The 13,597-nt window shown below is 39.2% G+C and carries 13 protein-coding genes and 1 tRNA gene; 1 reads left to right on the forward strand and 13 read right to left on the reverse strand.

Annotated elements, in window-relative coordinates:
• The 9 genes from Q7P05_RS08845 to Q7P05_RS08885 all read right to left on the reverse strand — a co-directional run.
• Positions 1 to 514, reverse strand: a 514-nt coding sequence (locus tag Q7P05_RS08845; RefSeq protein WP_303931707.1) for a hypothetical protein, incomplete at its 3' end; no start/stop codon positions are given.
• Positions 515 to 566: 52 nt separating this feature from the next.
• Entirely contained in the window at positions 567 to 1,373 is an 807-nt protein-coding gene (locus Q7P05_RS08850; protein WP_303931709.1) for a hypothetical protein, read from the reverse strand.
• A 26-nt stretch (positions 1,374 to 1,399) separates the two neighbouring features.
• Positions 1,400 to 2,080, reverse strand: a complete 681-nt coding sequence (locus tag Q7P05_RS08855; protein WP_303931711.1) for a hypothetical protein — start codon at positions 2,078 to 2,080, stop codon at positions 1,400 to 1,402.
• A 68-nt stretch (positions 2,081 to 2,148) separates the two neighbouring features.
• Positions 2,149 to 2,580, reverse strand: a complete 432-nt coding sequence (locus tag Q7P05_RS08860; protein WP_303931713.1) for a hypothetical protein — start codon at positions 2,578 to 2,580, stop codon at positions 2,149 to 2,151.
• Positions 2,581 to 2,600: 20 nt separating this feature from the next.
• Entirely contained in the window at positions 2,601 to 3,416 is an 816-nt protein-coding gene (locus Q7P05_RS08865) for a DUF2262 domain-containing protein (RefSeq protein ID WP_303931714.1), read from the reverse strand.
• A 118-nt stretch (positions 3,417 to 3,534) separates the two neighbouring features.
• A complete protein-coding gene (locus tag Q7P05_RS08870) occupies positions 3,535 to 4,365 on the reverse strand; it encodes a DUF6630 family protein (RefSeq protein ID WP_303931716.1) in 831 nt (276 codons plus the stop codon).
• A 170-nt stretch (positions 4,366 to 4,535) separates the two neighbouring features.
• A complete protein-coding gene (locus Q7P05_RS08875) occupies positions 4,536 to 6,266 on the reverse strand; it encodes a YadA-like family protein (protein ID WP_303931717.1) in 1,731 nt (576 codons plus the stop codon).
• Between the two features lie 227 nt (positions 6,267 to 6,493).
• A tRNA-Arg gene (locus Q7P05_RS08880) sits at positions 6,494 to 6,570 on the reverse strand.
• Positions 6,571 to 6,618: 48 nt separating this feature from the next.
• Positions 6,619 to 7,596, reverse strand: coding sequence for a 5'-nucleotidase, lipoprotein e(P4) family (locus Q7P05_RS08885; RefSeq protein ID WP_303931719.1), 978 nt, complete (start codon positions 7,594 to 7,596; stop codon positions 6,619 to 6,621).
• Positions 7,597 to 7,783: 187 nt separating this feature from the next.
• Here Q7P05_RS08885 and Q7P05_RS08890 point away from each other — a divergent pair, with 187 nt between their 5' ends.
• Positions 7,784 to 8,665 carry a hypothetical protein gene (locus Q7P05_RS08890; protein WP_295793080.1) on the forward strand — a complete coding sequence of 294 codons (882 nt, stop codon included), beginning with the start codon at positions 7,784 to 7,786 and terminating at the stop codon, positions 8,663 to 8,665.
• Between the two features lie 125 nt (positions 8,666 to 8,790).
• Here Q7P05_RS08890 and Q7P05_RS08895 read toward each other — a convergent pair whose 3' ends face one another.
• The 4 genes from Q7P05_RS08895 to Q7P05_RS08910 form a co-directional block, all read right to left on the reverse strand.
• Positions 8,791 to 10,254: a catalase gene (locus Q7P05_RS08895; protein ID WP_295824795.1), complete on the reverse strand. Its 1,464-nt coding sequence runs from the start codon at positions 10,252 to 10,254 to the stop codon at positions 8,791 to 8,793.
• Positions 10,255 to 10,548: 294 nt separating this feature from the next.
• A complete protein-coding gene (locus Q7P05_RS08900; protein ID WP_303931722.1) occupies positions 10,549 to 11,817 on the reverse strand; it encodes a polysaccharide lyase family 1 protein in 1,269 nt (422 codons plus the stop codon).
• Positions 11,818 to 11,953: 136 nt separating this feature from the next.
• Positions 11,954 to 12,238: a hypothetical protein gene (locus Q7P05_RS08905; protein ID WP_295824799.1), complete on the reverse strand. Its 285-nt coding sequence runs from the start codon at positions 12,236 to 12,238 to the stop codon at positions 11,954 to 11,956.
• 109 nt (positions 12,239 to 12,347) lie between these two features.
• On the reverse strand, positions 12,348 to 13,597 hold a 1,250-nt coding region (locus tag Q7P05_RS08910; protein WP_303931724.1), incomplete at its 5' end, for a DNA polymerase IV.

Here is a 13,597-nt window from a genome sequence, read left to right on the forward strand (position 1 = left end):
AAAGTATTTGCAGGGAGTAATAATAAAAGCTAAAGAATAAATCATCAGAGAATACGTCATCTTCCTCAAATCTAAGAATGTCTTCGTCTTCATCATATTCTTCCGACCAAAGGTATTCTTCGTTGAGCATATCTTCAAAGTTCGGCAATGAATCTGCATGCTCTAGCATAAGACCATCTCGAATGCACTCAGCAATCACAGTAAACAACTCAACCAACTGTTCTGCTAAATACTGAGCCACCTCATTATGAGCTCTCTCTTCCTGAGCTTTCTTAAAAATGCGAAGAAAGAAAATCATGGCAAATGGTGTAGCATGCCACAATGTCGATTGGTGCTCAATATTCTGTGCTAATGCCTCACCAGCCGCATCAACAACTTCTATGCTTTCCATATTCCACAACACATCAAGCTCTGTAGGAAAGTCTGTAGCACGGCCGTAGGTTGTGGTTAACCGGTGCCACGGTATATCACTGACTTGTACAGTTTCTATATATTGTTTCGTCACAGTATCCATTATAGTTATACCTTTATATATACGCCCATGTAGTAACGCCTTCGGCCAATGATTATTCCTGAACAACCTCTTTCACCAGTTCATAGGTATCTATAAGACGTAGTTTTCCAACCCTAGGCTCATCTGTAATCTCCTCATAGATATCCTCTAGCGTTCCTGCTGGTGCGAGTTTCCATAGTTTACACGGATATAGTTCAACGCTTCCAATGACTTCCAAATGATCTAGCAATAGGCCTAGGTCTTTATGATTAAACCAACAATCTGTATCGATACCAAAATTTGTATTATCTTTCCGGCATGCGATTTTACTATTTAAAAACTGCTCCATTGTAGGTTTTTCTTCTTGTAAAAGCCGCGTACAGGCTAAATGATATTCGATTTTCCGCGGCGATTGATCTACGTCAGACACAAAGATAGCACCATAGTTTTTTTCAAACTTAACAGCTAACACGTCGCCCATCTTAAAATGAGGTTCTCTCTTCGTTTTAGATTTACGAACCTTAACAGGCTTTAGATTTTCGCTTTGTAGCTGCAGGGCTAACTTATCCAATACCTTTTGACGCTGTTTAAGGGCCTTACTATCGATGTCTAGCCAAAACTCATGAGGCCCTTGAGCGATTATGTCTAAGGCTTTCTGTTTAATGTCAGCTGATAGATGCCCTATCTTCCACAACGAATAGGCCACAGCAGTCCAATAAATCTCTGTGTAAAACTCATCAGTACAAAAATTTTGTTCCTCACCTAAAATTTCAGAAATGATTGTATCAACACTGACGCCATCCTTGTATCGCTCAACAATGGCATTATAAATATCATGACCATCATCACTATCTATGATTTTCACACCGTCAATCGCCATAAACGTCTCCTTTAGGACAACAGCTCTTATTCCATCTCGCCGTGAGTCGCTATAAATTCATCCTTAATCTGTTGCAGTTCTTGCTTAGCAACCATGTATTGTTTTAAATCAATTTGTCCCTTTTCTTTTTGTTCAGTTAAGGCTTTTTCTTTGTTTTTGATTGTAATCCAATCTAACTGTACACTAAAGTCAGTATTCACTCCGTCACTATTTTCTCGTAATGCCAGTAGTGCAAATACTTCATCCATATCAAGATTAAACATGTTACTTTCAAGATTAATAGGTTCAAAATAGTAACGAACTGTATCTGCACCAAATTCATCTTCTAAATTGGCCCATTCTGCCCCTGAAAGCACGGTAAACCCAAGTGTATCGTTTCCAAGACTTTCAACAAACCAGCGCACCTCATAATCAGGCTGAACGAAGTCGTTGAAGTATTTGATAGTTACATCCCGATCTTTCTCATCACCGTAAGGAATTAAGAGTTCATTATCGCCCTTTTGTAACACAATATCGTCACCATAAGGCTTGCTATTACTAACGGTTTGAATATCGATAGGCTCATCCATCATATCATTAAAATAGCGCACCACATCTTCGTCATCCTCGCGCCAGTCAATCCAGATAATAGCCTCAGAATCAAATAAATCATCTAAATCCATATCATGACTAAAGAAATCTTTAACTAATGTATACATATCTTCCATAATCTCTCCTGCATATCACTTATTTTTTAGATAGTCTACAACACCCGTGTCACCAATTTAGTACAACTCTATAAGGTTTCGTATATCACATCTTGTTGAGCCGTAAAGTTTTCATCAAAAGGAACCAAAACATATAGATGTCCTGCTGGGGATTCTCCCACATCATAGCCTAGTGCAAATGCGTCGTAACAACCTGATTTATCTAACATTATATCCGTTAAGGTTAGTACAATAGACTCTTCTTGCGGTATTTCCTGTTGTATGATTTCCTGCGCTAGTTGATCTAATTCATCTAATTCAACATATAATTGCTCCCACGGTGGTAGTGAAAGCACCTCAGCCTCAGTATAATTGGTGCAACTAAAATTAAGTTTTTGAAAGGCTTGTCCTACATTCTCTAAATAATTAGTGCCCAATCTGCAAGATACAAAGTAAACGCCATATGGTTCTTCAGACCAGCTTTCAACATTCCATAAAGTCATTAATTCCGATTTTCTCATCAGGACGCTCCATTAGTTAATCATCCTGCAATATCCGCATCAGTAGGATTTCCATCCGCATCAATATGAGCTATGATACAGTGCCCCCAGAAGATATCATCGTCGTCATAATAGACCTCTATGGTGCCATCGTTACGAAACGCCAATTCGCCCATCGTAATACGCTTAGCAAATACGTCAGCCGTAATCGGATCTTGGTCGTCATTGTCAAGCCAATCATTAGCAAGGTCTAGCAATTTTTCACTAATATAGGTACTTATTCGTTGTTCAAATTCTTTGAAATTATCGATTTTATTGAAAGCCTCCAATGCAACGGTGCAGCTTTCATCAGAGCCCTCGTCTACATCAAGGGTGAATGCATAATCATCAATTCTCAATCCATAGTATTGATACTCTCGATTTAACAAGAAGTCACCCCTGTCGGTATGAAGGTATTTAGGTGTTTTCAAATACGCTGACAAGGCCTCTAACTCGCTATGTTTAGCATGCTCCTCTAACACCTCGAGCACATAATAGCGATTATTCCAAGATGGACGCATATAGCCCAAATCCTCTAAAGGCTTTGCTTTCTTAACCAATAATTTATAGACCCCATGGGGCTCAAAAGAATAACCCCATCTATCATCAAGACCCTCAATAATCCACGTCAAAATGCCTTCGCTACGGTCAAGCACGCCAGTTCGAGTATCTAAGATAGCATCGGTAGACACCAGTGGTCTATGGTACTTCTCTAAATAAGGACTAGCCCCATTCGTATCACTGCGCGGCAATGCGTAGATTTCGAACTCTTCCGATTCAAACTCTGCTTCATATTCTGGTAGACGTACAATACTCATATGCCTCTCTCCTATTCATCACATTTTACGGTACAAACTATTTACAGTTAGAACTCCATACTTTTATAGATGATGCCATAGCATAATTGTTTCTATAACATTAAAATGTTTTATTGTATCACAAGCGTTCAGCTACATCGATTCTATGTAATAGCTCTTTCGCTAGTTCTTGGGCTGTTTTAAATTCCTCATTTGAAAGCACCATAAGTACAAAGCTATCTGTTCCTGTGTCCATGCCTACTAACGTATAGTTTTCCCACGTAGAATTAAGACTAGCACACCAGTCCATAATAACTTGATCTTCATCTAATGCTGCTGTATCAATAGTTAGATTTTCTCTAGTATCTAAAGACTTATTACATATTAACTTCTGTACATAATAAATAAAATCCTCTAGTTCACATTTACAGTCTAACTCTACGGCATATCCTTTAGAGACTAGTTTCTCATAGAGGTTCCACCAGCTATCTTCTAATTCTTCCAAGGAGCGCAACTTAACCTTGGTCATAAACGATTTAGCTTGTTTAGCATCGCCTAGCAACAACGTTGCTAACTCTGTAAATGTAGATCGCATCTGATCGATATCTAGATACACTGCTTCTACACACAAACTACGATCAGGTACTCTGCGTTTTTTCATAAAAGCCCGCATCATCTTCACTGCGTCAGGATAACTTACATCAGCCATACGATAGGTCTTGCCATCTATATCTAAGAATAAATCTACTGCATCCTGCGTTTTACCTACACGTGCTTTCATGGCTGTACATCCATCGATGGCATGAGGTGCGTATACCTCCATGTACATATAAAATCCATCATGCATAGCCTGTAAAGTATTATCTATTCCGACTATATTAAAACCCTTTCCATTAGAACCAGGGCTCTTCAAGCGCCATTCTTCGTATTCATCAAATAGTTTTTCTTGAATCCAATTGTAAAAGCTCATATACACTCTCCCCCATATACTGTTGCTTACATATAATATTTAACTAAATATGTAACTGAATATGTAACTGAATATTTATCTTAATTATATCATTATTAAGGAATACTTATAATAAAAGCACAGGATAAAAAAACTCCTACAAGAGAAATCTTGTAGGAGTTTTGATTATATTATTTAGATTCTAATTTAGCTGCTAATTCAGTATATTTTCGTTCTAACTCATTATATTTTTCAGATAGGTCTTTCATATCTTTCTTGAGTTGTGCAGCATCTTCAGCAGTTACCTCTTCAGAGCTTTTACCAAATTTGAAATTAGCACCTAAGCTAATAGAATTACGGCCGTTACCAACGGTAGTAGCAGCATTAAACATAGTATTTTTATTAGGGCGATAGAACGCACCTAACGCCGCTGCATTAGCATTTTTATAGTTACCAAAGCCAACGGAGTAGGACCATTTATCATGTTTATCGAAATCTAATGGATGCAAGCCAGCGAGTGCTGCAGAAGCCGCCGCTACACTAGATACTTGTTGATCAGTATACGCTTTAGCTTCATTCAAGCTATTAGCGCCGCCATTAATAATACGATTATTTAATGTATTAATATCACCTTCTATAGTAGTGATACGGTTTTCATGATTATCTACTACATCCTTAATAGCATGTAGTTGGGAGCCATTGACTGCATCAGTAGATGTAGCAGATACACGGCCTGCTGCTACATTTGTAATCGTACGTTCTGCACCACTATCACCAATGCTCAATGTACCAACCGCATTTCCACCAGCAAAGTTATAAGTTCTGCCGCCGATAACACCAGAGTTAGTAGACACTGCTGTAGCCGTAACAGACTTAGCACCTAATGCGATGCTATTATCTGTAGCAGCCATCGCATTTGTACCGATAGCAATGCCGTTTTCCTTTGTTGTAGTTGCACTATGGCCAATTGCTAAGGAGTCCTTTTCTGCTGCCTTAGCTAATGTACCAGCAGCAAAGGCACTTTTACCAGCACTAGTAGAATAATTGCCTAATGCTACAGAGTCCTCATTAGAAGCCACTGTTTTAAAGCCTAACGCTGTAGAGTACGCACCACTAGCATTTGCATAGGAACCAACTGCAGTCGTATTCATAGCCGTTGCTTCTGCATTAAAACCAAACGCAGAAGATTGATTACCAGAACCGGTAGCGCTATAACCTACGGCTGTGGCATAATCATTTTTTGCTTTTGCATTATAGCCAATCGCTGTGCCCATAATGTTATTGGCCTTTGCATTATTACCGATAGCCACAGTATTTTGAGCAGTCGCTTCCGCTTTACGACCGATTGCATACGTATCATCATTTGTTGCTTTAGCACTATCACCAAAGGCGATTGCATTATTACCTTGAACCTTAGCACCAGTACCACCTACCAAGGCATTATTGCCTTTAACGGTGTTATTCATACCCAAAGCCACAGAGTTCTGACCATCAATGCTATTACGGTTACCAATTAATAAAGCGTTAATTGCATTGTCATTATTAGCATGGTTAAAGCCACCTACGATATTATTAGTACCACCAACATTATTGCTAGTACCCACTACCAAACTGTGAGTAGCAGAGTTTGTATTATACCAACCTGCTACGATACTTCCAGGGCCAGATGCAGTATTATTGCTACCAGAAGTAATACTATCATTAGCGGAAGAGCGAACTTTATTATTGTCGCCTCCGAGCAATATATTTCTCACAGGAGATCCAATACCGCTTTCAACTTTATTATCCCCACCATACGCAATAGAATTTTGCATGTTTAGTGGCGCAGCAGTTGTAGCACTAATATCTAAATTAGATGCTGCAAACGCTGTTGTAGTAATACTTGCGGTAATCATAGCCGTTAAAAGTAATTCTTTTTTCATTTGGTTTCCCCTTTTAAGACAACAAAAACAATAAATCTAAAAAAAGATTCAAAGCTATCTAATGAAACCTGAATCTTATTGTATCCCTCTATACACTATTCATTATCAAAATATGAATAAAATATGAATATTACTCTAATATTATAATTCTAGCTCATAAGAATTGCAAGATAATGCAAAAAAGAAGGCATACGGCTTATAAAAGCTGTATACCTTCTTTTCTATACTGGTGCGCCTAACCGGAATCGAACCAGTGACACGCAGTTTAGGAAACTGCTGCTCTATCCTACTGAGCTATAGACGCATGTATACTTTATTATATCGTTTTTAATAAAGTATACGCAAGGCGTCCTTATTGTTGTAGGTATTGGTTATTCACTTGTTTTTGTTCTTCTGGGCTTAGGTTTTGGTAGCCTTTTGCTAATGCACTGACCCAGGATCCATAGGCAGGATTTGGGAATACCACAAATGTAGTACCAAAGTCTTCTTTATGTTCATCGATGATAGCATTTCGTTCAGCTAAGGTCTTACCTTTTGTGCCGATTGGGAAGTCCCCTGCATTATCACCCATATACAAAATGACGTTGTATTTCTTAGTGATTGCATCAAAACGAGGTTGTTTGTCTGAGTCTTTTTCAAATAGTAGTACATGTTCTTTATCGACGGATGGGAATCCCAGTTCTTTGAAGTTTTGTACTGTTGCATCATAGTTAACAGGTGCATAGCGGTTTGAAACGTAGAATATTTCAACACCTTGTTTATGTACTTCATTTAGGAACTCAACAGCACCAGGCATGGCTTGCGATTTACCTTGATGCACCGCTTGCCGCCACCAAGGAGCATCGAAGCGACCATTGCCATTAGCAACGCTTTCACCCATCAGTTTAGTATTATCCACCACAGTTTCATCCGCATCAAGAACGATAGCAAGAGGTTTTCTTTGATGAGATGGATCAGTAACAGCCATCTTAACAAGATTTATCGCCACATTGTACCCTTGATACGCTAGTGCTCTGTACTCTGCAGAGGTGCGCATCCATAAGAGCCCCATTGTTTCTGTTTCAGCTTGGTACTGCTGTTTTTGCTTCAATGCTACCTGCTCATCTAGCGGTACTGCAGCTTTTGTGGCCTCACTATTAGCAGCTACCGTATTCGTAGCCGCTGTACTATTAATCGATGGGGTTGATTGAACCTGCGCTACCATCGCTGTAGGAACTACAGGATTTGCTTTCACCGTCGTCGGAGAGCCGGCCTGTGCTACAGAACCTACGCAAAGGCTACCGCCAAGGCAAGCCACCGCTACATACCATGCTAAATTACTACGTTTCATAATTGCCTCCTATCAACATGTGCTCTCTGTATACATACAATACACAATGTAATTCTACATAGTTATACGAAAGTCCTCTATAGATTTATAGTCTATCTGTGTGTTTTAAATCTATCTACACAAGAACTATGCTATAATACAGCTGTTGATAGTATTAGAGAGTTCTTATAAAAAAGAGGTATATGTAATGAAAGTATGTAAACGATCAATTATTACCAGTTCACTATTAGCTGTATTGGCTATATCATCTGCGTACGGGGCTACACCTGTACAGCCAAGTGAAAGCACAGACACTGCAGTGGTTGACATGGATTATTCTAATATTCCAGAGCTAAAAAGATCTATTGAAAGCGCAACTCCAGCCATAGTGCAATCTACGCTTGATGCGTCTAAAGGAAAGCCGACCAAAGATAAGCCCATCTATTCAACAGTGACTATGTCTGGTAACCGTGTTGTATCCGTAAAAACTTACAAAACTAAAGAAGAACAAGAAAAGGCCATGTTAAAAGAGCGTAAACGCTTAGACAAGGTCACTGCAGAACGTCAGGCTAAAAGAAAAGACGAAACACGCACAGATATGCTAAAAGGTTTAACACCAATACCATCCTATCCACCTGTAAGCGAAACACGCGTATTACAAAGCGAGATGTTCTCTAGACCATTTGGTAGACAACTCGATTTGCGTTTAGTAGAGGCCTATACACAAGATTATGACAAGGCTAAACCTGGCGATATTTATGTCTATGCAGATTATGTGGACTATACATCTAAGCAGCTATTAGGTGAAAAAGATGGTACCACTGCTATTTCAGCTATGATTCTACGTGTAATCATGAGAAAAGACGAAAACAAAGCTTTCAGCATCGATGTAAATGCGTACTTCATAAATCCAACAACACATACCATTTCCATAAGTCGGTCCGAAGATGTAAAGGGTATCGATATCAAGAAAGAGGAAAGAGCTGAAGCTGTATTTAAACTACCATCACACCAACTACAAGCCGGCGATCCACAGTATGAAATCGCTAAGCTTATGTATCAGGACCTAACTAATAAAAAATTTGATTAACAATATTTAAATACACTCACCACGACAAAAGCCCCACCTTACTATGAACTACATAGCAAGGTGGGGCTTCGTCTTAGTTTAAGAGAGTTTTGTAAGGGATTTATAAGTTTGAGAGATTTATTAGTTTATTTTACATCGCTGAAATCGATGTTCATGCCCAAGGCTTTAGCTACGCCTTCACCATAAGCTGGATCACATTGATAGCAATGTTTTGCATGACGTTCTTTGATGAAATCAGGTACACCATCCATAGCGGCAGCTGTATTTTCAAACAAGATTTGTTGTTTTTCAGGGCTCATGAGACGGAACAATTTACCTGGTTGTGTGTAGAAGTCAGAGTCATCTTCGTAGAAGTCGTATTGGTATGCTGCACCAGATACGTCTAGACCAGGGTTTTTGAATTGTGGTTGTTCAGCCCATTCACCGAAGCTATTAGGAGCATAGCCAATAGTAGAGCCATGGTTACCATCTACACGGCCTTGTCCATCACGATGGTAGATGTTTACAGGGCATTTAGCGGCATTAACAGGGATTTGATAATAATTTGCCCCTAGACGATAGCGTTGCGCATCGGCATAAGAGAACAAACGACCTTGAAGCATTCTATCAGGAGAGAAAGATATGCCGGGAATGATAGTTGTTGGAGCAAATGCAGCTTGTTCTACATCTTGGAAATAATTTTCTGGGTTGCGGTTAAGTTCCATCACACCAACTTCAATCAATGGGAATTCGTCATGATACCATACCTTTGTTAAGTCGAATGGGTTGTATGGCATGTTATTAGCTTGTTCTTCGGTCATCACTTGGATGCATAATTTCCATTTAGGAAAATCGCCTCTTTCAATAGCCTCAAAGAGGTCACGTTGGTGGCTTTCACGGTCACTAGCTATCACATTAGCCGCCTCAGCGTCGGAAAGATTTTCAATCGGCTGTTGGCAAACCCAATGGAATTTAACCCATACACGTTCATCGTTTTCATTAATTAGACTATATGTATGGCTACCAAAACCATGCATTGTGCGGTAGGATTTAGGAATACCACGGTCACTCATAACGATTGTTACTTGGTGAATTGCTTCTGGCAAGCTAGACCAGAAGTCCCAGTTTGCTGTCGCATCGCGAAGGTTTGTTTGTGGATTACGTTTTACAGCGCGGTTCAAATCAGGGAATTGCAATGGATCGCGGATAAAGAATACAGGTGTATTGTTACCTACGAGGTCCCAGTTTCCTTCTTCTGTATAGAATTTTACGGCAAAGCCACGAATGTCGCGTTCTGCATCGGCCGCACCACGCTCACCGGCAACGGTAGAGAAACGCACGAATAACGGCGTTTGCTTGCCTACTTCAGAGAAAATTTTTGCTTTCGTATATTTTGTAATGTCATTGGTTACTGTGAAAGTACCAAATGCACCGGATCCTTTAGCATGCATGCGGCGTTCAGGAATCACTTCGCGCTCAAAATGAGCTAATTTCTCCATGAGCCAAACATCTTGCATCAATACAGGACCACGTTTACCTGCTGTAGCAGAGTTGCGATTATCTGGTACAGGAGCGCCAAAGGCTGTTGTTAATTTCTTTTCATCACTCATGTTACAAACTCCTACTTAGAATAAAAATAAGTAATAATATGCGACCTTAAAAATTGTATGAAACATATTATTACATAAAAAACAATAAATATTATCAATTAATAATCATTATTTATTATACGATTAAATCGTAACATATAAATGGCGATTATGCAATACAAAATCTTGTATACATGCTCTCATATAGAAACAGTACATGAGAAAAGCCTATAGGAAATCAATCCTATAGGCTATTTGCATCATTATTAGGCGTAAACACTTACATACGCTATCTGTACATATAACTAGAATATATCATCTATTAATATTATTTGCCCCCGCATTACGTAATACATTTTCTTTTACTTCATTTACAGGATCTATTTTAGTAAACAGTTCAGGTTTCCAATCTACAGGCGTTAACGTATCATTAAAGGTATCAATGATTTGTCCATTAAACACATTATTAACTGTAGTAAGTTGTTTTCCTCCAAAGACTTTCACAAATGATGTATAGTCTTTACCTGCTATATCCGCCACATTGTTTTCAGCATAGATTTGGGAGTTTTTCCCAACACCTAGTGCGTAAGCATAAGCGTATTCACCATTTGTAGTATCTGACGCAAAGTAATTATTATACACATGAACCTGGCCAAATCGTACTCTTGGTAAGCGTTGTACTACATTATGGAAATAATTATGATGCAAAGTTACATGTAATTTTCCTTCATCTGATATTTTTGAATCACTACTACCAATCAACATGGTTTTATTATGGTTTTCAAACGTCGAATAAGAAATCGTTATATAGTCAGCTTCATTGGTAATATCAACCAATCCATCTCTATGCTCATATTTACGACCAAAGTATTTTTCTACTGTTTCAGGACCATCTTGGAAGGAAGAATGATCAATCCAAATGTGTGTACCACCTTTTATGGAAATACTGTCATACTGAGAGTTCCAATTGCCCTCTGGTCCATCATTAGGATCCCAAGCAGGGAAATAATCATAAGGAGATTCAAACTGTATATTTCGTATGATTACATTATCCGAATCAAGAACCAAATTTACACCCTTTAATTTCGCATTGTCCATGCCAATGATGCTTGTATTAGACGGTACATGAACCGTAATAGACTTACTTTGATTCTTTTGTGATGCCTTACGCTTTGCTTCTTGCTCATCTTTTAAACTCTTAGGCGCTGTGCTTTGCGGTTTATGAGTTTCTAAATATTGTTGAAAGTCATAGCCATCGACCATGTAGTCTTTCATAGTCAATGGTTTTCCAGAATCATCGGTATCAAAATCTATAGTTCCATAGACTAATACAATCTTAGGTGTAGTATTTTTCCTATTCTTAAGAGCTGATACAAATTCTTTTTTATTTGTTACTTTAAACACATTCTGTTCTGTAGCATTAGCACCACCTGTAGTCCCATTGCCTACAGAAGCAAATCCGTCCTGTTTCGGTAATGCTTCACGCATAAAGGTAGGACTTTCAGCTGAACCTCGCGAAAAGGTCATCATTAATCCAGCGATTAACACTATGAGCAATCCAAGGGATATCATTATCTTTTTCATACATCGAGTTCCTTAGTTTCTGATACATTACAGTATGCTATGCCGCCATCATCTCATAACAATAGCATTATCTCATAGCAACAATAAGAGAACCCCTTCATAGTACCAATAGGCCTATGAAGGGGTATCATTTTATTTACGCTGGGCGGCTCCAGTCGACTTGTACATCGATGGCTTCCCACATGCGTGTTAATGCTAATTTGAAATTGTCTAAAGACTCTAATGGTTTTACAGTTAACCGTTCATAGGTATCAAGGCCTGTAGCATGCTCGATAGCATGTTCATCGTTCAAGTAAGCGATAACCTTATCTACCCATTCTTGTTCAGGTAACTCTACGGATACTGTTTTTGCTTCTGTATCATAGGACAAGAAGCCGTTGCTGTTGATGCCATAATGGATGGCTACACGAAATAAACTCATATCTATACCTCTCTTGCGGTAATTTTTAAACACTATATCCATATTGTAACATGAACATTTATATTAGCGAAAGTATTCAATATAAACTTTATGAGTCTATTATATGGAATTATACATCCTTGTTAGTATCCCCTACCTCATCGTCTTCAAAACCTACTTTCATGTAATCAGAGGTCTCATTCACTTTACTAGAATCCACATCCTCTTTAGTAGATTGTGCATCTACTGCAGCCTTAAGTTCTGACCTCTTTCTACGCGCCCCATTTTCTCCGTGAAAGCGCTGCCATAGAGCACCGCTCATAACTGCAGTCTCACCGAACTTAGATTCTAAGGAGTCTAACACACCAGCCAGCTTATTTTCGTTTTCATTCCGAGGCGACTCAAAAAGGCTATCCTGCATCGGTACCTCTTCATCTAGACCACTTACGGTAAGACCTAACAAGCGTATAGGGCCTGGTGGCTCCATGAAGGTAACACCATTAGAACTACCATAGTTAGCCCCAGCATAGCTAGAACGACTACCTTTAGGCTTCTTGCTCGTCTTATCTTGCATAAACTTGTTCCACAAGAGCAGTGCTGTTTCAAAAAACACATGCTCATGGTCTGATGGTGTATCTAATCGTTTCTGTCGCGATACGGTGGTAAAATCATCATACCTTACCTTAATCGATACAGTATGACCTAATAGGTTTCGTTTCCGTAACCGCTTTGATAAACGATTGGCGAAGTATCTAAACTCAAGTTCAATGGCACTGCCATCTACGAGGTCCTCTTCATAGGTTTCTTCGGCTCCAATAGATTGTATTTTACGATCTGTTTCCACAGGCCGTTCATCAATACCATTTGCCAGTTCCCATATGCGTCTCGCCTGATTTCCCACAATAGGAATAAGGCTGCGTTCATCTGGTAAGGCTTGAATATGACGCATTAAGTGAAAGCCTCCTGCTTTCAACCGTTTTTCCGTATGAGGACCAACACCCCAAATCCGTTTAATAGGTAATGGAGCCAAAATATCCTTTTCACGACCATAAGGAATCACTACAAGACCATCTGGTTTGTCTAAATCGGAGGCTAGTTTAGCGAGAAATTTATTAGGTGCTAATCCCGCCGAGATGATAAGCCCGGTCTTCTCATACACACGATCCTTAATGGCACGCCCTAACGCTTTAGGGCCACTATACATAGTAGACATGCCACTTACCTCAAGAAAGGCTTCATCGATAGACAATGGCTCAATATAGGGAGTAAATTCTTTCATAATAGAAAAAATCTGATGGGATACTTCTTTGTAGCGGTCCATGCGCGGGTATACATAAATACCATCGGGACAAAGTTTCTTTGCCCTTGAGATAGGCATGG

This window comes from Veillonella dispar, assembly GCF_937975875.1.
GTDB classification, from domain to species: domain Bacteria; phylum Bacillota; class Negativicutes; order Veillonellales; family Veillonellaceae; genus Veillonella; species Veillonella dispar_B.